The sequence below is a fragment of the Streptococcus sp. CF8_Ac1-9 genome, assembly GCF_024295565.1.
Lineage (GTDB): Bacteria > Bacillota > Bacilli > Lactobacillales > Streptococcaceae > Streptococcus > Streptococcus parasanguinis_X.
The window spans coordinates 174887-198508 of record NZ_JANCOY010000004.1; the positions used below are offsets into that span (position 1 = coordinate 174887).

The window sequence follows — 23622 nt, forward strand, 5'->3', positions numbered from 1 at the left end:
TACTACACAAGAAATATTTCATATTTATTGAAATAATGTGTCAAATATTTCAGTCAGATGTTAGAAATACTAAAAATCCAGGATAATATAAATGCTTTAAGCCCCCTTTAAGATTTCTCAGATATTTCGGGAAAAATAGAAGAAATCATCAGCCATATCTGATATAATGAAGTAAAGTGATCACAAAGGAGCAGAGAATGAACTCTTTAAAATTCCAATCAGTTTTTGATATTATTGGACCTGTGATGATCGGCCCATCCAGTAGTCACACTGCAGGTGCTGTTCGAATTGGTAAAATTGTTTCTTCTATCTTTGGAGAGGAACCAAAAGAAGTTGAGTTCCAATTATTTAATTCCTTCGCCAAAACCTATCGTGGTCATGGAACAGATTTAGCCTTAGTAGCGGGCATCTTAGGAATGGACACAGATGATCCTAGAATCCCAGATAGTCTAAAAATTGCACATGAACGAGGCATTCGGATTGTTTGGTCTATTCAAAAAGAAAGCAATGCTCCTCACCCAAACACAACGACTATTACTGTTAAAAATGATCATAAAACGATTTCTGTCACTGGAATCTCAATTGGTGGTGGGAACATACAGGTTACTGAGTTAAATGGCTTTGCTATCTCGCTAAATATGAATACTCCAACCATTATCATTGTTCACCAGGACGTCCCTGGAATGATCGCTCATGTGACAGAAGCTCTTTCTCGCTATGATATTAACATTGCACAAATGAATGTGACGCGGGAAAAAGCTGGAGAAAAAGCGATTATGATTATAGAAGTTGACTCAAGGAGTTGTGAAGCAGCGATCGAAGATATCCGTAAAATTCCTCATCTTCATAATGTCAACTTTTTCAAATAAGGAGTTCATATGTTTTATTCAATTGTAGACCTCGTAGAACAAGCAAGCACGCAATACCAAGGAAACGTCGCAGAGTTAATGATTGCAACTGAATTTGAACTAACTGGTCGTGAACGAGAAGAAGTCCTACGATTAATGACCCGTAATTTAGAAGTGATGATTGATTCTGTAAAGTTAGGATTAAATGAAAACCACTCTCGTAGTGGGTTAACCGGTGGGGATGCCGCAAAATTAGATCGCTATATCAAATCAGGAAAAACGTTATCTGACTTGACCGTCCTAACCGCAGCGAAGAATGCTATTGCTGTCAACGAACACAATGCTAAGATGGGACTGGTCTGCGCAACACCCACTGCAGGATCTGCTGGCTGCCTCCCCGCAGTTCTCACTGCAGCAACTCAAAAATTAGGGTTAAACCGTCAGCAACAATTAGATTTTCTACTGACAGCTGGAGCTTTTGGTTTAGTCATCGCCAATAATGCTTCTATTTCAGGTGCAGAAGGTGGTTGTCAAGCAGAAGTTGGTTCTGCTTCAGCTATGAGTGCGGCAGCATTGACACTAGCTGCTGGGGGAACTCCTTATCAAGCGAGTCAGGCAGTCTGTTTTGTCATCAAAAACATGCTTGGTCTCATTTGTGATCCAGTAGCAGGACTCGTGGAAGTTCCATGTGTCAAACGAAACGCAATGGGAGCCAGCTATGCCTTCATTGCTGCTGATATGGCCTTAGCAGGTATTGAATCAAAAATACCTGTTGATGAAGTGATTGACGCCATGTACCAAGTTGGATCTAGTCTTCCGACTGCCTTTAGAGAAACAGCTGAAGGAGGATTGGCAGCAACACCAACCGGACGTAGATTACAAAAAGAGATATTTGGGGAATAGCATGCAAGCCTTATTTTTTGACTTAGACGGAACATTAGTTGACAGTTCCAAGGGAATTACAGAGAGTTTTCAACATACATTCGATACTTTGAAGGTTCCTCAACCCGATCTCAAAACCATCCGTAGTTTTATGGGACCACCTTTGATTTCTAGTTTTGAAGCTACCCTTCCTGAAACTTTGGTAGATCAAGCCGTAACTATCTATCGCCAGTATTATCATGAAAAAGGTCAATACAAATCAACTCTGTTTCCTCAGATAGTAGAAGCTTTGAAAGCATTACATGACGAAAACATTCCTCTTTATGTAACCACTTCAAAACATGAACCAGTTGCTTTACAGATGTGTCAAGATTTAGGTATCGCTAAATACTTTAAAGGAATTTATGGATCAAATTCAGATCGTATCCACAAAGCCGATGTCATTCGATACGCCTTGTCAATCAATAACCTTCCAAAAGAGGAGACAGTGATTATTGGAGATACAAAATTTGACCTCATTGGAGGTCAAACAGTTGGCATAAAAACCATGGCCGTCACTTGGGGATTTGGAGATCTTGATGAGCTACTTCTTTACTCACCAGATTTTATTTGTCACTCTCCACTTGATATTCTTGAGACATTAAAAAAATAGGTTTACAAATTGTAAACCTATTTTTTAATAACCCCAAGCTGATAAACCTTGTGAGCTATATGCATTGTATGCAGCCTGGATTTGATCATCAACTGTTGCAGTTGAACCCCAACCTGGCATTGTTTGGAACAAACCACTGGCACCAGAAGCATTTGCTGCATTTACTTGACCATTTGATTCACGGGCAATAATTGCTTCCCAAGTAGAAGCAGGTACACCAGTCATTTCAGCCATACGAGCAGCTGCATAAGATCCTTGTTCTCCAGCAGTATTCCCATTTGATAGAACAATTCCACCATTTGTTGATTGTGCAGAAGTCACTGCAGCATTTGCTGCATAAGTTGTTTGTTTTTGAGCAGTTTGTGCTGTTGCAGTTGCTGTAGGTGCACTTTCAGCAGGTTTTGCTTGCTCTTGTGGAGCAACTTTATCAATCATAGATTTTGAACGCTCACCTAACTCAATAATTTGTCCTGCATAGATCAAATCTTCATTGGTCAGATTGTTAGATGCAATAATATTTTCTACTGAAGTGTTATTTTCTAGTGCAATTTTTGATAGAGTATCTCCAGACTTCACTTCGTAAGTTTCAGCATTCACTGTAGCAATACCAGAAATGAAAAGTGATGCTGCTGAAAGTAGGGAAGTGACTGTCCATTGGAACTTTTTACTGTTCATGAATTCTATTCTCCTTTCGAACATAATTCTATCATACACACAAAATGTTACAGTTTATTGTAGAATATATTACAAATGTTACAAGAATATGTGAATTTAATGTAAAAAGCGCTTTGTATAGCGCTTTTTCCTTATTTTTGAACCAATACAACTAGCTCTATCCATTTTTTAGATAAAAAACTATCAACATGAGACACAGAATAACGAGCAATGCCAGGGTATCTTTTACTCCCCACTGCAGAGTCCGATAGCGTGTTCGTCCCTCACCGCCTTTGTACCCTCTCGCTTCCATCGCAATTGCTAATGCATCTGCGCGTTTAAAACTTGAGGCAAACAAAGGAATGAGGATTGGAATAAAGGAACGGATCCTTTTTAATAGATTTCCTTCACCAAAATCAACACCACGCGCCCTTTGCGCATTCATGATTCGATTCGTATCATCTACTAAGGTTGGAACAAAGCGCAAACTCATAGATAACATTAACCCAATCTCATGGGCCGGAACCTTAATAATTTTTAGTGGTGTGAGGATCTTTTCAACAGCATCTGCTAAACTCAATGGTGTCGTCGTCACGGTTAAAATCGTCGAATAAAAAATGATTAAAATGAATCTACAAAATATGATGGCGGCTTGCATCAATCCTTGGTCGGTTAATTTTAAAAACCACCATTGATACAAAATAGTTCCTTGAGAGGTCGCAAATAATTGAAAAATAGTTGTAAAAGCAATGATAAAAATCATTGATTTTAAACCTTTAATATAAAAACTAACTGAAATCCTCGTTAGATACATTAAAACAAAAATAAAACCAAAGAGAAGAACATTTGTCTGGAGATTATTTGCCCAAAACAGAAGAAATATGAATAAAAACATTGAGAGCAACTTCCCACGAGGATCTAGTTGGTGGATAATGGAGTTTCCAGGAATATACCTTCCTAAAATCATATTATTCATGAAGTAACAGCTCCTTTAGTTCCTCAATTTTGATTGGTAGTCTGTCCAGAGGAAGTCCTCTTCGTTTCAATTGAAGAGCAAAATTCGTAATTTGTGGGACTCCTAATTGAAGTTTTTGTAAATACTCAACCTGTTGAAACACTTCCCTTGGGGATCCGTTTAGGACAAGTTTTCCCGCTTCCAAAGCAAATACGGTATCAGCAAAATTTGCTACATCATCCATCGTATGAGTTACCAGAACTAGAGTCATCCCATTTTTATGTAATGTTTCAAACAGCGCCATCAATTCCTTTCTTCCAGCAGGATCTAGCCCTGCTGTTGGCTCGTCCAATACTAAAATCTCTGGTTCAATAGCTAAAATACCCGCGATCGCAACCCGTCTCATTTGTCCACCAGATAGTTCAAATGGACTTTTATCATAGATAGACTCTTCTAAACCAACGATCGCTAATTTTTCTTTGGCTATTTCCTCCGCTTTGTCCTTAGGTACCCCAAAATTTTGTGGTCCAAAGGCTACATCAGCTAGAACAGTTTCCGCAAATAGCTGACTTTCTGGAAATTGAAAAACCAAACCGACTTTTTTTCTCAGGTACTTCATTTCTTTTGGCTCAGAATGATTATCTAAAACAAAATCTTCAAATTGAATCGTTCCTTTAGTCGGACGCAGTAAACCATTTAGCAATTGCAACAAAGTAGACTTGCCACTACCAGTATGCCCGATAATGGCTGTATAAGATCCATCTTTTATTTCCAAACTAATATCAGAAAGCGCCTGCCCTTCAAAAGGACTTCCCTCTTGATAAGTATAATAGACATTCTTTAAAGAAATTCCCATAGTTGGTCTAATAACTCACTTTCTGTTAGATAATCCTGTTTTAGCGGAAAATGCGAGCTGATAGATTCTTGGACTTGCTTACTAAAAGGCTTATCTAGTCCAATCTCATTCAGATCATTTCTTGAAAACAATTCCCGCGGTGTCATAGAAGACTCTAGTTTTCCTTTTTGAAAGACGAGTGTTCGATCACTTAAGGCAATTTCGGTTAAATCATGGGTAATGGAGATAATTGTTAATTGAAACTTTTTCTGAAGCTCTCTCATTACTGCCATTAGATCCTCTCGGCCTTCCGGATCTAACATACTAGTTGCTTCATCAAGGATAATAATAGTTGGTCTCAAGGCGATAATACCTGCTATGGCCACCCGTTGCTTTTGACCACCTGACAAACGAGATGGTTCGCGATCTTTAAACTCCAGCATACCGACTTGCTCAATAGCCTTCTCCACACGTTGAAGCATTTCTTCCCGTGGAATTCCTTGATTTTCTAAACCAAAGGCAACATCATCTTCTACTGTCGCACCAACAAATTGGTTGTCAGGGTTCTGAAATACAATCCCAATTTTACTACGGATTTCCCATATGGTTTCACGAGTCAGTTGTTTTCCATCAACGTAAATCTCACCAGACTCAGCTTCCAAAAGACCATCAATCAGGCGTACAACTGTAGATTTCCCACTACCATTGTGTCCAACAATTGAAAGCCACTCTCCTTGTTTCACGTGAAACGAAACCGTGTCAATTTGATACTCTTCTACTGTTTTATCGTATCGAAAGGATACATTTTTTAGCTCAATCATCTGTTTCATTTATTTAAATGTGTCTTTAAAGAGATAGCTACTTCCCTTAAAGTAGTCGTAACCAGAATAAATTGTGAAAATCAATGCAATATAAAGCAACACTTGCCCTGGAAGAGTCCAATGGCAAAGCAAAAAGATAATGGCAAACATTTGGCTAAAGGTTTTAATTTTTCCAGGCATAGCTGCAGCAAGAACTGTACCACCTGTCTCAACAAGTAGAAGACGCAAACCAGTAACAGCTAACTCACGACAAATGATAACGGCTGCAATCCAAGCAGGAACCATTTTTAATTCAATCATCATGATAAAGGCTGACATGACCAATAATTTATCTGCCATTGGATCGGCAAATTTACCAAAATTACTAACTACATTCCATTTTCGTGCAAGAAAGCCATCTAAATAATCTGTAATACTAGCAATCGCAAAAATAACTGCCGCTACAATATGTCCTAAGTAAGAATGACTTAAACTTAAAATAGCAATAAAAATAGGAATCATCACAACCCGAATTAATGTCAATGCATTAGGAATATTTTCTTTTTTCATACTTCCTCCAAAAAATATACTATCTTTACATCTATTTTACAGATGCTGTAAACTCATAAAAATATACGATATAAATCACAAAGCCAAGGATGACAAAACTAACTAGTAGATAATACAGGATTGGTAACCAGCTCGCTTTCTGTCTTAATTTTCTTGAATGAAGCTCTTCGTCATCTACAAGTATTTCTTCATCAAATAACAATTCTTTTCCTTCACGAAAAGCTGTCAATAGGATGGACTCATCTAATCCCAAAGCCCATGCTAACTTTTTAAGATAGATCTGAGCGTAAAAGGGACTCGGTAATAGATCAAACTCATCGTTTTCCAACGCTTCTATATAAGGAATTTCAATGGCTGTCTTATTTGACACATCCTGTAAACTTAAGTGTAAATTTACTCTTGACAGTCTTAACACTTGACCAATCGTTCTCTTCTTCATGTTTTCCCTTCTTGATACATTGTTTACTACTTTTGAAAAATCATATAGTCAACCATCTCAGCCTGGTCGATGAACTGACGCCCTAATTTGATGATATCTTGTAAACTAATACCTTGTAAAATCTTTGGAAGATCATAAGAAGTGCTACCGTCTGAAAAATATTCAAACTGAGTGGCACTATACTCAAGCGAATTTAAACCTTGTAAGAAATCACCAAACATTTCGCTTTTAATCGTATCCAAATGTTCCTGATTCACATCTGGATCCTTCTCAAATTGTTTGATCGCTGACCTAAATTGATGAGATAAGGACACCGGTTCTTGAGTATCCATTGTCAAAATAACGAAATGAAATAATTCCTCAACCTCGACTTCAAGTGTCAATGAGTTGTCAATCTTCCCAGCTTCATATAAACTTTGAAACCGTTGCGAAGTCCAACCAAACATCATCGAAAACAGTAATTTCAACATCAATTTATAACGAAATTTTTCCTCTTCCTTAATGATATCATTTCCTCTAATTCCAATTGCCAACTTAGGAGTAGCAACTTCCATTCTACAAGATTGATTCAATCTTACTTCATTTTTTTCTACAGGAAAACGTTCTAACTCCACAGATGGATGAGGAGGAACTAGATCATATTCCTTTACTACTTGCAATACTTCATCAACATCAAAGTTTCCGATCACTAATAAGTGCATTTGAGAGGGATGATAGAATAGATCAAAGTTTTCACGGAGATTATCTATTGTAATGTCAGAGATAGACTCCCTAGTCCCAGCAATATCATCTGCTAACGGTGTTCCAGGATATAAATTTTCTAAAGCACCAAAAAATAATCGATAGTCTGGACTATCTTGGTACATTCCAATTTCTTGTTGAATGATTTCTCTTTCCTTAGATACAGATTTTTCTGTAAAGGAAGCCTTTGAAACCATCTCCAATAACAATTGAATATTTTCAGGGACTTTTGAAGTTGTTGAGAAAAGATAACTTGTCTTTGTAAAGCTTGTAAAGGCATTACTTTCCGATCCTAAATGAACGAATTTTTTTAAATAATCTTGACCATTTTCATCTTCAAATACTTTGTGTTCTAGGAAATGAGCAATTCCTGCAGGATATTGCCTTTCATTACCATTCACTAGAATTCGTGTATCCACTGAGCCAAACTTAGTTGTGATTATTCCATAGGTTTCATAATAATCTTCTTTGGGAATTAAATGAATAGTCAACCCATTTGACAAGCGTGTAAAGTAAACTTGCTCACCAACTGATTCATAATATTTTTCTTTAATTTTCAATCTTTACACTACTTTCCTTCCATAAAATAAACAGACTGTAAATTAATTGTTTTTGCCACTTCAATAATTTCTTCTCTACTAACCTTATCGATGGACTCTAACCACTCTTCTAAAGAAAGGACTTTCTTTCCTAGGATCGTTTTCAAATATTCCCTTTCAATCAAGGTATTTTGCCGATCCTGTGCTAATAAGGTCGTATTCACCAACATTTCTTTTGTCAATTGAAGCTCTGACTCTGTAAACTTGCCTCGTTTTAAATCATTCAACTGTCTCATAATCAAGGTCATTACTTTCGTACGAGATTCCTTATCAATGCCTGCAAAAACTCTCATAAAGCCTGTAAAAATATCAAAATGGCTAGAGATGGTATAAGCAAGTCCTTCTTTCTCACGAATTATTTGAAAAAGTCTCGAATGCGAGAAAGCTCCCAGCATCCCATTTAATACAACTAGTGGGATATGGAGAGATTCTCCATACTGGGTAGAAAAATGGTAACCTAATTCTAGAATAGATTGTTGGTTTTGTTTTTGCTCTAACTTTTCTCTAACAACATTTGTAAAAGGTTGTTGATAGGTGACAGACAAATTGTTATCACGTGGCTTGAATTCAAACTGGTTCACTCGATCCACAATAGCGACCTCATTAAAATCGCCTATGAAAAAGAAGTCAATATTATCTAATTGGAGCATCTGGTGAAACTGTGAAAGAGAACTTTGAGCTGTCTCTTGTCTCACTAAATCAACTTTCCCCAATCTTGACATCCCGATTGTTTCGTCTTCAAAAAATAGTTGATTCAATTGCCCATGTGCATAATAATAAGGCTCTTCAATTTCTGACTCCAAATCGGAAATTGTATTTTTCTTTTCAACGTCAAATGTATCACTGTCAAAGTGATCTTCTACTACCAAAGGTGAAAAGAAGATAGTTTCTATAATGTCCAAAACTTCATCAGTAAGAACATTTTTCTTGCTCAAAAAGTCATCGCGCACAAAGGAAATATTCAAATCAACATAATGAACACGCCCCCTCTTAGAGACTGAGGTTGACAATTCTACCCCGTATAGACTCGCTAATTTTTCACGGAATAATTGTGAAGTTGGATATTTTTGATTTGCAGTTTCCATCATACAGGCTACTAAAACACGCGCAGCCACGGTATTTTCATCTAATGGCGATGAAAAACGGACCTTAATTTTATTGGTTTTAAATTTTTTTGATTGAAGAAAGTGAAGATTCACGCCCTTTACTAATTCCATTTTCATCCTCGTTCTACTCAATAGTAACTTTCATTATAACACGAAATCACACTAAAATCCTAATTCAAACTGTGAAAAAGCTCCTCAAATCACTCAACATTCTCTACCCTAGAAAAACTAAAAATATGGTATAATAACACGCAAAGAGGTGAACTATGAATTACAAATTATTTGATGACTTTATTACATTACAAGCAATCTTAAAAGAACTCGGTATTATACAGAGTGGTGGTGCAATCAAAGCTTTTCTTCAAGAAAAAGAAGTCTTTGTTAATGGTGAATTAGAACAACGGAGAGGCCGTAAACTTCGTGTCAATGATCAAATTGACATTCCTGAACTGAGCATGACTATCACCATTCTTGAACCTTCTCAAGAAGAAATAGAAGAACATCTTAAAGAGAAGGAAGAAAAGGAACGTGTTGCTAAACTTGTTAAGCAACTCAATCAACAACAAAAGAAACAACCGACAAAGACTAACAAAAAAGAAAAAGCAATTCGCTTTCCTGGTATCTCGTAATGTGGTTAAAACAGTTATCCATTCAACATTTTCGTAATTATCAAGAACTAGAAGTCGAGTTTCATCCTGGATTAAATATTTTCTTAGGTCAAAATGCTCAAGGAAAGACCAATATTCTCGAATCAATTTATTTTCTAGCTTTAACCAGAAGTCATCGAACACGAAATGATAGAGATCTCATCTATTTTGAATCCACCGATTTTAAAGTTTCTGGTCAATTACAAAGAGAAACTGGTCCCCTTCCATTAGAAATTTCCTTGACACCAAAAGGTCGGATAACTAAGGTAAATCATTTGAAACAAGCCAAATTATCGAACTATATTGGCCATATGAATGTTGTCCTTTTTGCACCCGAAGATTTGCAACTGATCAAAGGATCACCTGCAGGGCGTCGAAAGTTTATTGACATTGAATTAGGTCAGATGAAACCTCTCTATTTATCCGACTTATCTCAATACAACCATGTACTGAAACAAAGAAACAGTTATCTAAAAAATTCGGAAAAAATTGATGCTACATTTTTGGAGGTCTTAGATTCACAACTAGCTAGTTTTGGAAGTCGTGTCATCCATCATCGGCTTGAGTTTATTAAAAAATTAGAAGCTAAAGCAGAAGAAAAACACACTCGACTTTCTGACAACAAAGAAGACCTATCTATTCAATATCAGTCAACTGTTTTTTCTGAAGAAGGAAATGATATAGAAGAGCAGTTTCTCTCTATGTTGAAAAAAAACCGTCAGAAGGATATTTTTAGGAAAACAACAAGTATTGGGCCTCACAGGGATGATTTGGCATTTTTTATCAATAATATGAATGCTACCTTTGGTAGTCAGGGCCAGCATCGAAGTGTTGTTCTCTCTCTAAAATTAGCAGAAATTGAATTGATGGAAGAAATCACAAGAGAAAAGCCTATTTTATTACTTGACGATGTCATGAGCGAACTTGACAATTATCGTCAACTTCAACTACTTGAAACCATCTCTAATAATATTCAAACATTTATTACAACGACCACTCTCGATCATTTAAAAGACCTGCCTGAAGAGTTGAAAATTTTCACTGTTCAAGCCGGTCATATCAAAACAGCATCTTGACAATACTGTCAAGATGCTGTTATTTTTATTTACAAATGTGTAAATTTATTGTGCTGAGTAGTTAGGAGCCTCGTTTGTGATTTGCACATCATGAGGATGGCTTTCTTTCAATCCGGCACCACTCATTTCAACAAATTGTGCATGATCATGTAAATCTTGAATGGTTGCTGCACCAACATAACCCATACCTGAACGAATACCACCGATCATTTGGAAGACCATATCTGCTACAGAACCTTTATAAGCAACGCGTCCTTCAATTCCTTCAGGGACCAATTTATTGGCTTCATTAACAGATCCTTGGAAGTAACGGTCGCTAGAACCTTTCTTCATTGCTGCAATAGATCCCATACCACGGTATGTTTTAAATTTACGACCTTGGAAGATTTCTGTTTCACCTGGTGCTTCATCTGTACCTGCAAGCATTGAGCCAAGCATAACTGCATTTCCACCAGCTGCGAGTGCTTTGACAATATCTCCTGAATACTTGATACCACCATCAGCAATGATCGTTTTTCCATATTCACGAGCTACAGCGGCTGCGTCATAAATAGCAGTCACTTGAGGAACACCAACCCCTGCAACAACACGAGTTGTACAGATTGATCCTGGACCAATTCCGACCTTAACTACGTCTACCCCTGCATCAAATAATGCACGAGCACCTTCAGCAGTTGCAATATTTCCTGCAATCAAGGTACGATCTGGGAAGTGAGCACGAATTTCTGCAATCTTACGAAGAACACCCGCAGAATGTCCATGAGCAGTATCAATGACAATTGCGTCTGCACCAGCTTCAAAAAGAGCTTCTGCACGTTCAAAAGTATCTGAAGTAACCCCTACGGCACCAGCCACAAGCAAACGACCAAATTCATCCTTAGCCGCATTTGGGAACTCAATAACTTTTTCAATATCTTTGATTGTAATCAAGCCAGAAAGACGACCATTTTCATCTACCAATGGTAATTTTTCAATACGGTGCTCTTGTAGAATGCGTTCAGCTGTTTCCAAATCAGTTCCAACCGGTGCAGTCACCAAATTTTCACTCGTCATATGATTTGAAATGGGTTGATTGTAATCAGAAATAAAACGCAAATCCCGGTTTGTAAGGATACCAACTAATTTACGATTTTCAAGTGTTTCAACAACAGGAACACCACTGATTCGGTATCGTCCCATCAACTCATCTGCTTCTGCAATTGTATGAGACGGAGTCAAATAGAACGGATCAATGATAACCCCATTTTCAGAACGTTTTACTTTGCGTACTTCATCTGCCTGTTGCTCAATTGACATGTTTTTATGGATCACACCAAGTCCACCAGCACGTGCCATAGCAATTGCCATTTGACTTTCAGTCACCGTATCCATAGCAGCAGTAATGATTGGGATATTCAAGCGTAAATTACTTGCTAATTGTGTACTTAAATCTGCATCATTAGGCAATACGTGACTTTCTGCTGGAATCAAAAGCACGTCATCGAATGTAAACCCTTTTTTTAAAAACTTTGTGTCCCAATTAGACATTAGCTGGATCCTCTTTTCTTTTTATTTGAGCAAGGCTCGAATTTTTTATTGTTAATATCATACCATTCTATGGCAATTTGTCAATCATTTATTGGTAAATTATCAATGAACAGTAAGAAATGTTCGCTTTTAATGAAGTCGTTTTATTTTTTAAAATAGGTAATTCCCATCGCAGATTTTACTTCATCCAGTGTTTGAGCTGCTACATTTCGAGCGCGCTCACTTCCTTTTTCAAGAATAGAGTAGACCTCACCCATATCCTTTGCAAACTCAAGGCGTCTTTCACGAATCGGTCTTAATTCACGATCTAAAATTTCTAAAAGATATCGTTTGGTCTTTACATCACCAAGTCCACCACGTTGATAATGTTCTTTCATTTCTGCAATTTCAGCTGCATCTTCTGGACGGCCAAATACATCCAGGTAATGAAATACCATATTGCCTTCGATTTTTCCTGGATCCTCTACTTTAATATGATCAGGATCAGTATACATACTCATCACTTTTTTCTTTAAAGTATCTGCATCATCAGCTAGGTAAATGCCATTATTCAACGATTTAGACATTTTAGCATTTCCGTCTAAACCAGGTAAGCGCCCTGCTGCTTCATTTTCAGGATAAATCCCTTCCGGTTCCACCAAAGTATCTGTGTTGTATGCATGATTAAAGGAACGAACAATCTCACGAGTTTGCTCAATCATAGGCTTTTGATCATTTCCTACTGGAACAAAATTCGCTTTAAATGCTGTGATATCGGCTGCTTGTGAAATAGGGTATACCAAAAATCCTGTTGGAATACTCTCACCAAAACCTTTTTGAGAAATCTCGGTTTTTACAGTTGGGTTTCTTTCAAGTCGCGCCAAAGATACAAGATTCATGTAATACATGGTCAATTCCGCTAATTCAGGAATCTGACTTTGAATGAAAATCGTAACTTTTTCAGGATCTAGTCCAGCTGCCAGATAATCCAAAGCAACATTACCAATAGATTCTACAATCGTTTTTGGATCTTTTGCATGGTCTGTCAAAGCTTGCTGGTCTGCTAGGAAAACAAACATATTATACTCGTCTTTATTTTGCAACAAGACGCGATTTTTTAAAGAACCAACATAGTGGCCGATATGGAGTTTTCCTGTCGGTCTATCTCCTGTCAGAATGATGGGTTTTGTCATACTCTTCTCCTTAATCGTTATCCCTATCATTATAGCACTTTCTAGTTGAAAATGTTAGTCTATCCTCTATGTTTGTAAGGAATTATCACTTTACTAAACTGTCAATTTCGTTTACATCATTGTAAAAACAAATTGACAGTAAAAAAGTTGAATTTTCCCCTATTTTCTAGTAAAATGAAGACATTATAGAAAGAGGAGAAAATCATTGCTTACAGTATCAGACGTCTCACTACGTTTTAGTGATCGAAAATTGTTTGACGATGTCAATATCAACTTTACAGAAGGAAATACATACGGTCTCATCGGTGCCAACGGTGCTGGAAAGTCAACCTTTTTAAAAATTTTAGCTGGAGATATTGAACCAACAACTGGTCATATTTTTCTTGGCCCTGATGAACGTTTGTCTGTTTTGCGTCAAAATCACTTTGACTACGAAGACGAGCGGGTCATCGATGTTGTCATTATGGGAAATGAAAAGCTCTACAACATTATGAAAGAAAAAGATGCTATCTACATGAAAGAAGATTTCTCTGATGAAGATGGTGTCCGTGCAGCTGAACTGGAAGGTGAATTTGCCGAACTTGGTGGATGGGAAGCAGAAAGTGAAGCATCTCAATTGCTTCAAAATCTAAATATTTCAGAAGACCTTCATTATCAAACTATGAGCGAGTTAGCCAATGGGGATAAAGTGAAAGTTCTCCTAGCTAAAGCCCTTTTTGGTAAACCAGATGTCCTTCTTTTGGACGAGCCGACCAATGGATTGGATATTCAATCCATTACCTGGTTAGAAGATTTTCTGATTGATTTTGAAAATACGGTTATCGTTGTGTCCCATGACCGCCACTTTTTGAACAAAGTCTGCACCCATATGGCGGATCTCGATTTTGGAAAAATTAAACTTTACGTCGGTAACTATGATTTCTGGAAAGAATCTTCTGAACTCGCAGCAAAATTACAAGCAGATAGAAACGCAAAAGCTGAAGAAAAAATTAAACAATTGCAAGAGTTTGTCGCACGTTTCTCAGCCAACGCTTCAAAATCAAAACAAGCAACTTCGCGTAAAAAAATGCTTGACAAGATTGAACTTGAAGAAATTGTTCCATCTAGTCGGAAGTACCCATTTATCAACTTTAAGGCAGAACGAGAAATTGGTAACGATCTCTTGACAGTTGAAAATCTTTCTGTCAAGATTGATGGAGAAACCATCCTTGACAATATCAGCTTTATCTTACGACCTGGTGACAAAACCGCCCTTATTGGACAGAACGATATTCAAACAACCGCTTTGATCCGTGCATTGATGGATGATATTGAGTATGAAGGAACTGTCAAGTGGGGAGTTACAACTAGTCGATCTTATCTACCAAAAGACAACAGCCGGGATTTTGCAGGTGGTGAAAGTATTCTTGATTGGCTTCGTCAATTTGCAAGTAAAGAAGAAGATGACAATACTTTCCTTCGTGGTTTCTTAGGGCGTATGCTCTTTTCGGGTGACGAAGTTAACAAGTCTGTCAACGTCTTGTCAGGGGGAGAAAAAGTTCGTGTCATGTTGTCTAAATTGATGCTCCTCAAGTCAAATGTTCTTGTACTTGATGATCCAACCAATCACTTGGATTTGGAGTCTATCTCAAGTTTGAATGATGGATTGAAGAATTTTAAAGAATCGATTATCTTTGCTAGCCATGACCACGAATTCATTCAAACACTCGCCAACCATATTATCGTTCTTTCAAAAAACGGCGTAATCGATCGTATTGATGAAACCTATGATGAGTTTCTTGAAAATGAAGAAGTTCAAGCAAAAGTGAAAGAACTTTGGAGTCAATCATAAAAATAAAGAGCCCTGAAATCATTATTTCAGGCTCTTTCAGTAGAAATATATGAATAAAACAAAGCTAAAAACATCCCTTTTTATAGTATCTTCTTTCCTGATTCCAGCTATCATGATGTTCTTTATTTACCTCTCACAAGGAATCTACTGGAACAGTGATACATCCCCCTTATTAGGAGATGGTTATCATCAGTATGTCATTTTTGATACCACACTTCGAAATATTTTACATGGGACAGATAGCCTATTTTACAGTTTTCAAAGTGGATTAGGTATTAATTTCTATGCACTCAGTAGCTATTATCTAGGAAGTTTCTTTTCTCCTCTTGTCTACTTCTTTAATGCACAATCCATGCCGGATGCTGTTTACCTCATCACTCTTCTTAAATTTGGAGCTATTGGGTTAAGCACTTATATTAGTTTACATGGAATGTTTTCTAAAATTCCTAGATCCCTGGTTCTTACCCTTTCAACCTCATTTGCTCTTATGAGCTTTGCTATCAGCCAAATTGAAATCAAAACTTGGCTAGATGTTTTTATCCTAGCACCATTAATTCTCTATGGATTCAAAAAACTCATTTACAATGAGGGAGAGATTCTCTACTTTATCAGCTTAACCAGCTTGTTTATCCAAAATTATTATTTTGGGTTTATGATGTCTGTTTTTCTTATTTTATGGTACTTGACACAACTGTCATGGGACATCAAAGGAATTGGAAAACGATTCTTTCATTTTGTGATTGTATCTCTTTTATCAGTTATAACAAGCCTTGTGATGTTATATCCAACCTTCTTAGATTTACGCACTCATGGAGAAAGTTTTTCAAAGGTTGACAGTATCTTTACAGAAAAAAGTTGGTATCTTGACGTATTTGCAAAAAATTTCATTGGAAGTTTTGACACTACTAAATATGGATCAATTCCAATGATCTACGTGGGATTATTTCCACTTCTTTTAGCGATTACCTTTTTCTTTGTAAAGTCGATCAAGTTTCACGTGAAACTTTCTTACTTTATACTCTTGACCATTCTTATTTTGAGTTTTCGTTTTCAATTATTAGATCTCCTTTGGCAAGGTATGCACGCGCCAAATATGTTTCTTCATCGATACTCTTGGATCTTTTCTTTGACGATTATTCTGATGGCAGGAGAAGTACTAAATCGAATAGAGGAGATCACTTGGATTCGTTTTAGTCTTGCTAATTTCCTCCTTATTCTAGGATTTGGAGCAACTGTCCTTTACAGCAGTCACTATAAATTTTTAGATGCAGTCAATTTCATTGTTACTTTTGAATTTTTAATTGCTTTCTATTTGGTCTGTTTAGGATTTATCCTAAAAAAGATACCGCCTAGACTTTTCTATCTTTCGATCCTGTTTTTCTCCATTTTTGAATTATCGGTGAATAGTTATTATCAAATGGAAGGAATAGCGAATGAATGGGTATTTGCTTCTCGATCATCCTACGAACGAGACTTAAAAGCCATCCAATCCTTAATAAGAGAGAAGACAGACTCTAATTATCGGACTGAGATTCTACAGCCGCAAACGGGCAATGATAGCATGAAGTATGGTTATAATGGAATTTCTCAATTTTCATCTGTACGAAATACGGATGCTAGCTCGACATTGGACAAACTTGGATTTAAATCTGAAGGAACCAACCTCAATCTTCGATACCAAAACAATTCTATTTTAATGGATAGTCTATTTGGTGTTCGCTATAATTTAAGCCAACAACCTGTTCAAAAATTTGGATTTAAAGAGATTGCAATCAAAAATGGAGTCTCACTTTCAGAAAACGAATATGCCTTACCAATCGCCTTTCTGTCAGCAAAACCTTATAAAAATACTTCCTTTACGAATTTGACACTGGATAATCAGACACGATTCATCCATCAAATCACGGATGAAAAATATAAATTTTATAAGAAATTAAATATTCTCTCGCCTACTTCACAAAATACTACATCTTCGTTGCAAACTGCAAAAATTGAAGAAGATAGTCATCTTTCCTACGCAAGTATTCAATATGAAGTAAGGGTTCCTGCTCATAGTCAACTGTATGTCAATGTTCCAAATTTACAATTTTCAAACGATGATCGAAAAGATATTGAAATCAGCTACAATGGACAGACCCAACGCTATACCATTGATAATGCCTTTCCATTCTTTTCGATTGGCCATTTTGACACAGAGGAAACAGTTACTATTCGTATGAGTTTTCCAGAAAATTCGACAGTCTCTTTTGATACACCAGAATTTTTTGCTCTGGATCTTGACCAATACACACAAGCTATCGCTAGCATTCGTCAGCAAGAAGTTGCTATTCACAAAAAGAAAAACAAATTGGTAGCAGCCTATAACGCAAATAGAGACACTACCCTTATTTTTACACTCCCTTATGATAAAGGCTGGTCAGCTAAACAAAATGGAAATCCTATCCAAATTCATCGCATCCAGAAAGGATTGATGGGAGTTCGTGTTTCAAAAGGATCCGGAACAGTCACCTTAACATTTGTTCCCCAAGGCTTCATTGAAGGACTCATTGCCTTTTTCGTTGGAATCATTCTCTTTTTCCTCTACGAATGGAGACAAATAAAAAGACGAAAAAGCTAAGGAATCTAACCATTGTTCACTTATAAATAAAAGGCTAGGATAGTCATTATCCTAGCCTTTTTCAAAACAAAAAAACACCCAAATGGGTGCTATACTAGCTCCGCCAGTAGGACTCGAACCTACGACATCATGATTAACAGTCATGCGCTACTACCAACTGAGCTATGGCGGAATGAGATATAGTCCGTACGGGATTCGAACCCGTGTTACCGCCGTGAAAAGGCGGTGTCTTAACCCCTTGACCAACGGACCATATATTCATTAACAGAACATATCCCATTATATCAAAATTTAACTAATTGTCAAGCACTAAATTCTAAATTTTGCTCTTCAATTAATTTTTTGGCACGTTTGATATTGCTTCTTGAGATTGGACAAGAATAGCCTTCTTTCAACAGTAGCTGTTTCTTTTTCTTATCCATTCCAATGATCATACTTCTATTCACGATAAAAGATTGATGGGGACTGAAATATCTCTCCTCCACATCTTTCTCCAAGACATCTGATAAACTTCCCGCAATTTCTTTTTGAAAATTTTTCCCAACTAAGTTTAATTTATAAGCAGAACCAACCGTTTCAATATAAAGAATATCCTTAAATGGAATTTTTATCTTTTTATCCTTAAAGTCATACTCAAAATAATCTGTCAAATCATCATTTCCAATTTGAATAGTTGTCAGGTACTCAATACACTCCTTTATTTTTAATCTAAATAAATCTTCATTCAAATTTTTATCAATAAAATCTAAGGCAGATACTTTATAACGATAGGTAATCGAAGCGAATTCTGATTTTGTAGTAATAAAAACAATAATGGCATAAGGATTTGCTTCTCGTATTTTTTGAGCAATTTCCAGCCCACAATACTCATTGTCTTGGATATGAATATCTAGAAAATATAATTGGTGGATATCCGAATGCTGGATATAATTTTCAAATTCCGAAATTTTACCGGTAGAAATCACTTCAAGTTTAATTTCTAATTCCTTAGCAATTTCTGCAATATGTTTTTCTACCCGTATCTGTTGAGAGAGCTCATCTTCTAATAAAAAAATCTTCATTCTTGTTCGTATCCTCCAATCTTCAAAACTTGTAAAAAACGATTTCCTTGCAATTCCGTTTCTAAAAACATCGTTCCATAATTTGCTAAGATTTTTCTCACATTATTTAATCCTAGTCCTCTATTTTCTCCTTTTGTCGAATAGCCTTCTTCATATATTTTTCTAATATCAAAAGTGATTTCATTTGTTGTATTATGAATCACTAAGTAAACAATTTTTGAAATAGAGAAAATAGCAATATGAACTTTCTTTTCTTCTGCTTCTTTTGAAGCTTCCAAAGCGTTTGTCACTAGAATCCCAACGATTCTCACGATATCTAATAAATCAACTGGTAGTTGCTCGATTGGTTCACTCGTTTCAAAGGTCATTTCTACCCCAGCATCTCTTGCATCCAACCAGCCTCGAATCAAAATACTTCGTAAAGCAGAATCTTTGATATTGACCAAGTTGAATCCTGATAATGCTTCTGTATTGATCTCTTTATAACCTTTTTCCAATACTTCTCTATGGATTCTCTGTATTTCTGGAATATTTTCTTCCTCAATAGCTAATGACATAGAAATAACTAAATTTCCCAAATCGTGACGAAATCCCCTAACAATAGAATAGAGACTTTGAATTTCAGCCATATACCGACTCATTTGTTGCTCAGAAAATTCTTTATACTCCAGTTCTAAATTTTTACGATACTGATCTCGCTCGATTTTCATATGGAATAAGCTGACTACAAAAGAGAAAAAACAAATCGTTGCCAACATACTCCCAAAATTTTTAAATTGCGCTTGTTCACTAATCCATAAAGCAAAATTAATCACTACAAATATAGCAAAATAGACACAGATGAGTCTCTTTAAATATTTTTCAAATTCTTGCTCATAAAAAGGAGTGAAATCAAATTCAAATAGGTCAATTAACTTCAAAATGATTCCTAAAGAAAGCAAACGAATACACATATTGTAGACAATCAAGTAAGCTGCTACTAAAGCATCTCCCAACACTGAAGAGACAATTATCGTCAGAAAAGTTGCTGTTCCTTCAACCGCTAAATAAGTAAAAAAAGAATAAAAAATGGCGCACAAGCGATTCGTCCGATTGGCATAATGATAATAAGGATATAAATAAATCGGCCATAAGAGCATATTTAAATCAGAGAGTCGAATATTTGAAAATAAAGTCACATCTAAAAATACTAAGAGACTTTCAAAAAGAAGAACAAAGGTGCTCAGCAGAAAGATAAATGCAAATTGATGTTCCTGATAGATTTTTTCGTCCACTAATGCAAACGTCAGAACAATGATCCCTCCCAAGAGAAAAGACAAGATTAATGACTGAATCACACAAACTCTCCCACTTTGTTTTTTCTATTTTATTATACTCTAGTATTATTATAAAAAAATAAAATTTTATATACAAAAAATTATAATATAAAATAGCCTAAAATTAAAGGGAATAGGTAAAATTGTAATGTTTTTGTTACATGAATGAAAACTATTTTACACAATTTATATAATCTACACTTTGCACTATATAGGGATTGTTAGTTCTTTTTTTAAATATTCCTAATAAATCATTTCATTACTATTTGTCTATAGTGAAGTATACAAAAATTAATAGATAATGAAAATTTATACATTTTTATATAAAAGAAAAGATGCAGCAAAAGCTGCATCTCTCATTTGATCCCAGCAGGATTCGAACCTGCGACCGTTCGCTTAGAAGGCGAATGCTCTATCCAGCTGAGCTATGAGACCGAACTTACTTCATTTTAGCAGAAAAAGGAAGGAGCGTCAAGGTTATTTATGGTAAGGACTCCCCTGTTGAATCATGAAAGCACGATAGATTTGTTCCACCAACACTAATTTCATCAACTGATGAGGAAGAGTTAATTGACCAAAGCTCATTAATAGATTTCCTCTTTTTTTCACTTCAGGAGACAGACCAAGACTGCCTCCAATAACAAAAGTAAGGTTTGAATAACCAGATGTCATAATCTGGTCAATCGTTTGACTAAATTTCTCTGAAGGAAATTGTTTTCCTTCGATGGCTAATACAATCACATATTCCTTATCTGAAATCTTAGAGAGAATTCGTTCCCCCTCTTTTTCAAGGATTTGTTGATTTTCGAGTTGACTGGCACGATCTGGAGTTTTTTCATCAACTAACTCAACCTGTTCTACTTTTGCAAATCGACCAAGCCTTTTAATATACTCCGCGATCCCATCTTTTAAGTATTTTTCTTTTAATTTTCCAACTGTTATCAATTTAATTTTCATTCCCTTATTGTAGCATAATTCTTCAATTCCACAAATAATCCACAGCTATAGAAAGGAAATCTATTCTATAAAGTCCTTTTTAAAGCCATTTCTCAACTAAATTCTACAACTTATCCACAATTTGTGGATAACTTTAGTTATTTAAGATATAATTAAGAAAGTTTTTCTATACTTTAGACAATTTGATATCCTTAGGAGGAAAATATGAAATCTTCATCTAATTTACTAAAAAAACTTGGAAACATAACCCTCATTTTCGTTGTAGGTTTTCTAGGTGGGATTCTTGGAACCTTTTTAACCTTACAAACCTCTCATTCTTCTACTTCAAATACTGAAAGTAAGCAAGTCCACTCAACCACTGTTAAAACAGCTTATAAAAATACAACCTCAACTAGTGAGGCCGTAGATAAGGTGAAAAATGCTGTAGTTTCTGTGATTACTTATTCTGATTCTTCGAATCAAGGGTTATTTGAAAAAGAAGAAAACTCTGACTCACAAATTTCTAGTGAAGGTTCTGGGGTCATTTATAAAAAAGAAGGAAAATATGCCTACCTTGTTACCAACACCCATGTAATCAATGGTGCTAAAAAAGTAGATATTCTTTTAGCAGATGGCAATAAAGTCCCCGGAGAAGTAGTTGGGTCAGATGTCTATTCTGATATTGCAGTCGTTCGCATTAGTGCGGATAAAGCAAAGGCAGTAGCTGAATTCGGAGATTCAAACCAATTAACAGTCGGTGAGACTGCAATTGCAATTGGTAGCCCTCTTGGAACTGATTATGCGAATTCTGTTACTCAAGGGATCATTTCTAGCCAAGGTCGCAATGTGAATTTGAAAGCTGATAATGGACAAAATATCTCTACACGCGCCTTACAAACAGACGCAGCCATCAACCCAGGGAACTCTGGAGGGCCATTAATCAATATTCAAGGACAAGTCATTGGGATTACCTCAAGTAAAATTTCAAATAATGGACAAACTTCAGTAGAAGGAATGGGATTTGCTATTCCTGCAAATGATGTTGTCAATATTATCAAACAGCTAGAAGAAAAAGGAAAAGTAGTTCGACCAGCTCTTGGAATCCAAATGATGGATTTATCCAACCTTTCAACTTCTGATTTAAGCCAATTAAAACTTCCTGAAAAAATCTCTGGAGGAGTACTGGTTCGTTCAACACTTGAAAATATGCCTGCTTCAGATAAATTGCAACGTTATGATGTCATCACAAAGATCGATGATACAGATATCGAGTCAACTGCAGATTTACAATCAGCCCTCTATTCTCACCAAATCAATGATACGATCAAGGTCACATTCTATCGTGATGGAAAACAACAAACAACTTCTATCAAGTTGACAAAATCAACTGAGGATCTGAGCGATTAACTTTCACTTTCTTGACATACTTGTAAACACACCTTTACGAATTTGTAAAGGTGTGTTATTCTATTCATAAGATGGAAAAATTAGAAAAAATAGCGGTAAAGGACATTCGAACCAATCCTTTCCAACCAAGAAAAGTATTTGATCAAGAAAAATTAGAAGAACTGGCTCAGTCAATCAAAGAAAATGGCTTAATTCAACCAATTATTGTCAGAAAATCTCCAATAATTGGTTTTGAATTGCTTGCAGGTGAAAGACGTTTTAGAGCTTCAAAAATTGCTGGATTAGAGCTTGTTCCTGCGATTATTAAAGAGTTAACAGATCAAGAAATGATGCGACAAGCCATTATTGAAAATCTTCAACGAGAAGATCTCAATCCAATTGAAGAAGCTATCTCCTACCAGAAGCTCGTTGATCATGGCTATAAGCACGACCAAATCGCTCAATTTATGGGGAAATCTAGACCCTATATCAGCAATATGCTTCGCTTGTTACATCTAGCTCCTTCTGTTCAAGAAGCAGTCATTCAAAATGATATTTCTTCGGCTCACGCGCGTGTTCTTGTTCCTCTTGATGAAGAAGAGCAGCGCTTTTGGTTGGAGCGAATCAAACAGGATCATTTAAATGTTCGAACATTAGAAAACAAGATCAGTTCAAGAAGAAAACAGAAAAATAAAAAAGCAAAAGAGAGCTTCCTACTAGAAGAGGAACAACGATTGAAAAAAATATTAGGAACAGATGTGACGATACACTCCTCTTCTCAAAATAAAGGAACTATCCAAATTTCTTTTTCCAGTCTTGATGAATACCAACGAATTATCAACAGCCTCAAATAAGGCTGTTATTTTTATTTTTTGTATTGACAAGCTTTTCCACTATAAAAATCTTTTGTAAGTAGCAGAAAAATAAGGATATTCTCTAGTTATCCCCACTTTGTGGATAACTTTTAAAAAC

General features: G+C 36.1%; 22 protein-coding genes and 3 tRNA genes. 9 read left to right on the forward strand and 16 right to left on the reverse strand.

Going from position 1 to position 23622, the window contains the following annotated elements; genetic code table 11:
• Positions 1-197: 197 nt before the first annotated feature.
• From sdaAB to NML76_RS07975, 3 genes are read left to right on the forward strand one after another with little or no spacing between them, the layout of a single operon-like run.
• Positions 198-869 carry an L-serine ammonia-lyase, iron-sulfur-dependent subunit beta gene (sdaAB, locus tag NML76_RS07965; RefSeq protein WP_003002135.1) on the forward strand — a complete coding sequence of 224 codons (672 nt, stop codon included), beginning with the start codon at positions 198-200 and terminating at the stop codon, positions 867-869.
• Between the two features lie 9 nt (positions 870-878).
• The gene (sdaAA, locus tag NML76_RS07970; protein WP_045760056.1) at positions 879-1751 is read left to right on the forward strand and encodes an L-serine ammonia-lyase, iron-sulfur-dependent, subunit alpha; all 873 of its coding nucleotides are present in this window, start codon (positions 879-881) and stop codon (positions 1749-1751) included.
• A 1-nt stretch (position 1752) separates the two neighbouring features.
• A complete protein-coding gene (locus NML76_RS07975; RefSeq protein WP_118096210.1) occupies positions 1753-2382 on the forward strand; it encodes an HAD hydrolase-like protein in 630 nt (209 codons plus the stop codon).
• A 24-nt stretch (positions 2383-2406) separates the two neighbouring features.
• On the opposite strand, the gene NML76_RS07980 is transcribed toward NML76_RS07975, so the two are convergent.
• From NML76_RS07980 to NML76_RS08015, 8 genes are all read right to left on the reverse strand, one after another.
• The gene (locus tag NML76_RS07980) at positions 2407-3057 is read right to left on the reverse strand and encodes a LysM peptidoglycan-binding domain-containing protein (protein ID WP_003002250.1); all 651 of its coding nucleotides are present in this window, start codon (positions 3055-3057) and stop codon (positions 2407-2409) included.
• A 157-nt stretch (positions 3058-3214) separates the two neighbouring features.
• Positions 3215-4012: an energy-coupling factor transporter transmembrane protein EcfT gene (locus NML76_RS07985; protein ID WP_118227720.1), complete on the reverse strand. Its 798-nt coding sequence runs from the start codon at positions 4010-4012 to the stop codon at positions 3215-3217.
• Complete coding sequence (locus NML76_RS07990) at positions 4005-4847, reverse strand: energy-coupling factor transporter ATPase (protein ID WP_021154152.1); 843 nt, start codon at positions 4845-4847, stop codon at positions 4005-4007. Before NML76_RS07990 ends, NML76_RS07985 begins: the two co-directional genes overlap by 8 nt.
• Positions 4832-5656: an energy-coupling factor ABC transporter ATP-binding protein gene (locus NML76_RS07995; RefSeq protein WP_118227719.1), complete on the reverse strand. Its 825-nt coding sequence runs from the start codon at positions 5654-5656 to the stop codon at positions 4832-4834. The genes NML76_RS07990 and NML76_RS07995 overlap by 16 nt, the downstream gene beginning before the upstream one ends.
• Positions 5657-6196, reverse strand: coding sequence for a CDP-diacylglycerol--glycerol-3-phosphate 3-phosphatidyltransferase (gene pgsA, locus NML76_RS08000; RefSeq protein WP_003009208.1), 540 nt, complete (start codon positions 6194-6196; stop codon positions 5657-5659). It abuts the gene before it with no gap.
• Between the two features lie 31 nt (positions 6197-6227).
• The gene (locus NML76_RS08005; protein ID WP_023919990.1) at positions 6228-6635 is read right to left on the reverse strand and encodes a helix-turn-helix domain-containing protein; all 408 of its coding nucleotides are present in this window, start codon (positions 6633-6635) and stop codon (positions 6228-6230) included.
• Positions 6636-6661: 26 nt separating this feature from the next.
• The gene (locus tag NML76_RS08010; RefSeq protein ID WP_118096215.1) at positions 6662-7936 is read right to left on the reverse strand and encodes a pitrilysin family protein; all 1275 of its coding nucleotides are present in this window, start codon (positions 7934-7936) and stop codon (positions 6662-6664) included.
• 8 nt (positions 7937-7944) lie between these two features.
• Positions 7945-9192, reverse strand: coding sequence for a pitrilysin family protein (locus NML76_RS08015; protein ID WP_003002080.1), 1248 nt, complete (start codon positions 9190-9192; stop codon positions 7945-7947).
• A gap of 155 nt (positions 9193-9347) precedes the next feature.
• Here NML76_RS08015 and yaaA point away from each other — a divergent pair, with 155 nt between their 5' ends.
• Together yaaA and recF are read left to right on the forward strand one after the other, a co-directional pair.
• Positions 9348-9710, forward strand: coding sequence for a S4 domain-containing protein YaaA (gene yaaA / locus NML76_RS08020; protein WP_024054765.1), 363 nt, complete (start codon positions 9348-9350; stop codon positions 9708-9710).
• Positions 9710-10804, forward strand: a complete 1095-nt coding sequence (recF, locus tag NML76_RS08025) for a DNA replication/repair protein RecF (protein WP_070660483.1) — start codon at positions 9710-9712, stop codon at positions 10802-10804. Before yaaA ends, recF begins: the two co-directional genes overlap by 1 nt.
• Positions 10805-10849: 45 nt before the next feature.
• On the opposite strand, the gene guaB is transcribed toward recF, so the two are convergent.
• Positions 10850-12331 (reverse strand): IMP dehydrogenase, encoded by a 1482-nt coding sequence (gene guaB, locus NML76_RS08030; protein ID WP_003009220.1) that lies wholly within the window; start codon positions 12329-12331, stop codon positions 10850-10852.
• A gap of 143 nt (positions 12332-12474) precedes the next feature.
• Complete coding sequence (gene trpS / locus NML76_RS08035) at positions 12475-13503, reverse strand: tryptophan--tRNA ligase (protein WP_003002236.1); 1029 nt, start codon at positions 13501-13503, stop codon at positions 12475-12477.
• Positions 13504-13708: 205 nt separating this feature from the next.
• Between trpS and NML76_RS08040 the strand changes: the two genes are divergently transcribed.
• The gene (locus NML76_RS08040) at positions 13709-15334 is read left to right on the forward strand and encodes an ATP-binding cassette domain-containing protein (RefSeq protein WP_254733266.1); all 1626 of its coding nucleotides are present in this window, start codon (positions 13709-13711) and stop codon (positions 15332-15334) included.
• A gap of 49 nt (positions 15335-15383) precedes the next feature.
• Positions 15384-17951: a YfhO family protein gene (locus NML76_RS08045; protein ID WP_254733267.1), complete on the forward strand. Its 2568-nt coding sequence runs from the start codon at positions 15384-15386 to the stop codon at positions 17949-17951.
• Positions 17952-18049: 98 nt separating this feature from the next.
• On the opposite strand, the gene NML76_RS08050 is transcribed toward NML76_RS08045, so the two are convergent.
• The 6 genes from NML76_RS08050 to rlmH form a co-directional block, all read right to left on the reverse strand.
• Positions 18050-18123, reverse strand: a tRNA-Asn gene (locus NML76_RS08050).
• An 8-nt stretch (positions 18124-18131) separates the two neighbouring features.
• Positions 18132-18203, reverse strand: a tRNA-Glu gene (locus NML76_RS08055).
• 50 nt (positions 18204-18253) lie between these two features.
• The gene (locus NML76_RS08060) at positions 18254-19012 is read right to left on the reverse strand and encodes a response regulator transcription factor (protein ID WP_003009229.1); all 759 of its coding nucleotides are present in this window, start codon (positions 19010-19012) and stop codon (positions 18254-18256) included.
• Positions 19009-20349, reverse strand: a complete 1341-nt coding sequence (locus NML76_RS08065) for a GHKL domain-containing protein (protein ID WP_118227717.1) — start codon at positions 20347-20349, stop codon at positions 19009-19011. The genes NML76_RS08060 and NML76_RS08065 overlap by 4 nt, the downstream gene beginning before the upstream one ends.
• Positions 20350-20689: 340 nt before the next feature.
• Positions 20690-20763 (reverse strand) — tRNA-Arg (locus NML76_RS08070).
• Positions 20764-20805: 42 nt separating this feature from the next.
• Complete coding sequence (gene rlmH, locus NML76_RS08075) at positions 20806-21285, reverse strand: 23S rRNA (pseudouridine(1915)-N(3))-methyltransferase RlmH (protein ID WP_003009233.1); 480 nt, start codon at positions 21283-21285, stop codon at positions 20806-20808.
• A gap of 204 nt (positions 21286-21489) precedes the next feature.
• Between rlmH and NML76_RS08080 the strand changes: the two genes are divergently transcribed.
• A complete protein-coding gene (locus NML76_RS08080) occupies positions 21490-22671 on the forward strand; it encodes a S1C family serine protease (protein ID WP_023920001.1) in 1182 nt (393 codons plus the stop codon).
• 71 nt (positions 22672-22742) lie between these two features.
• Positions 22743-23504: a ParB/RepB/Spo0J family partition protein gene (locus tag NML76_RS08085; protein ID WP_150906770.1), complete on the forward strand. Its 762-nt coding sequence runs from the start codon at positions 22743-22745 to the stop codon at positions 23502-23504.
• Positions 23505-23622: the final 118 nt, after the last annotated feature.

Bases quoted from the DNA above. Each gene is read 5' to 3' on its own strand.
- pgsA (WP_003009208.1), bottom strand. From the start codon at position 6,196: ATGAAAAAAGAAAATATTCCTAATGCATTGACATTAATTCGGGTTGTG.
- yaaA (WP_024054765.1), top strand. From the start codon at position 9,348: ATGAATTACAAATTATTTGATGACTTTATTACATTACAAGCAATCTTA.
- NML76_RS08085 (WP_150906770.1), top strand. From the start codon at position 22,743: ATGGAAAAATTAGAAAAAATAGCGGTAAAGGACATTCGAACCAATCCT.
- NML76_RS07995 (WP_118227719.1), bottom strand. From the start codon at position 5,656: ATGAAACAGATGATTGAGCTAAAAAATGTATCCTTTCGATACGATAAA.
- NML76_RS08045 (WP_254733267.1), top strand. From the start codon at position 15,384: ATGAATAAAACAAAGCTAAAAACATCCCTTTTTATAGTATCTTCTTTC.
- sdaAB (WP_003002135.1), top strand. From the start codon at position 198: ATGAACTCTTTAAAATTCCAATCAGTTTTTGATATTATTGGACCTGTG.
- NML76_RS08060 (WP_003009229.1), bottom strand. From the start codon at position 19,012: ATGAAGATTTTTTTATTAGAAGATGAGCTCTCTCAACAGATACGGGTA.
- NML76_RS08080 (WP_023920001.1), top strand. From the start codon at position 21,490: ATGAAATCTTCATCTAATTTACTAAAAAAACTTGGAAACATAACCCTC.
- sdaAA (WP_045760056.1), top strand. From the start codon at position 879: ATGTTTTATTCAATTGTAGACCTCGTAGAACAAGCAAGCACGCAATAC.
- trpS (WP_003002236.1), bottom strand. From the start codon at position 13,503: ATGACAAAACCCATCATTCTGACAGGAGATAGACCGACAGGAAAACTC.
- NML76_RS07985 (WP_118227720.1), bottom strand. From the start codon at position 4,012: ATGAATAATATGATTTTAGGAAGGTATATTCCTGGAAACTCCATTATC.
- rlmH (WP_003009233.1), bottom strand. From the start codon at position 21,285: ATGAAAATTAAATTGATAACAGTTGGAAAATTAAAAGAAAAATACTTA.
- NML76_RS07990 (WP_021154152.1), bottom strand. From the start codon at position 4,847: ATGGGAATTTCTTTAAAGAATGTCTATTATACTTATCAAGAGGGAAGT.
- guaB (WP_003009220.1), bottom strand. From the start codon at position 12,331: ATGTCTAATTGGGACACAAAGTTTTTAAAAAAAGGGTTTACATTCGAT.
- NML76_RS07980 (WP_003002250.1), bottom strand. From the start codon at position 3,057: ATGAACAGTAAAAAGTTCCAATGGACAGTCACTTCCCTACTTTCAGCA.
- NML76_RS08005 (WP_023919990.1), bottom strand. From the start codon at position 6,635: ATGAAGAAGAGAACGATTGGTCAAGTGTTAAGACTGTCAAGAGTAAAT.
- recF (WP_070660483.1), top strand. From the start codon at position 9,710: ATGTGGTTAAAACAGTTATCCATTCAACATTTTCGTAATTATCAAGAA.
- NML76_RS07975 (WP_118096210.1), top strand. From the start codon at position 1,753: ATGCAAGCCTTATTTTTTGACTTAGACGGAACATTAGTTGACAGTTCC.
- NML76_RS08015 (WP_003002080.1), bottom strand. From the start codon at position 9,192: ATGGAATTAGTAAAGGGCGTGAATCTTCACTTTCTTCAATCAAAAAAA.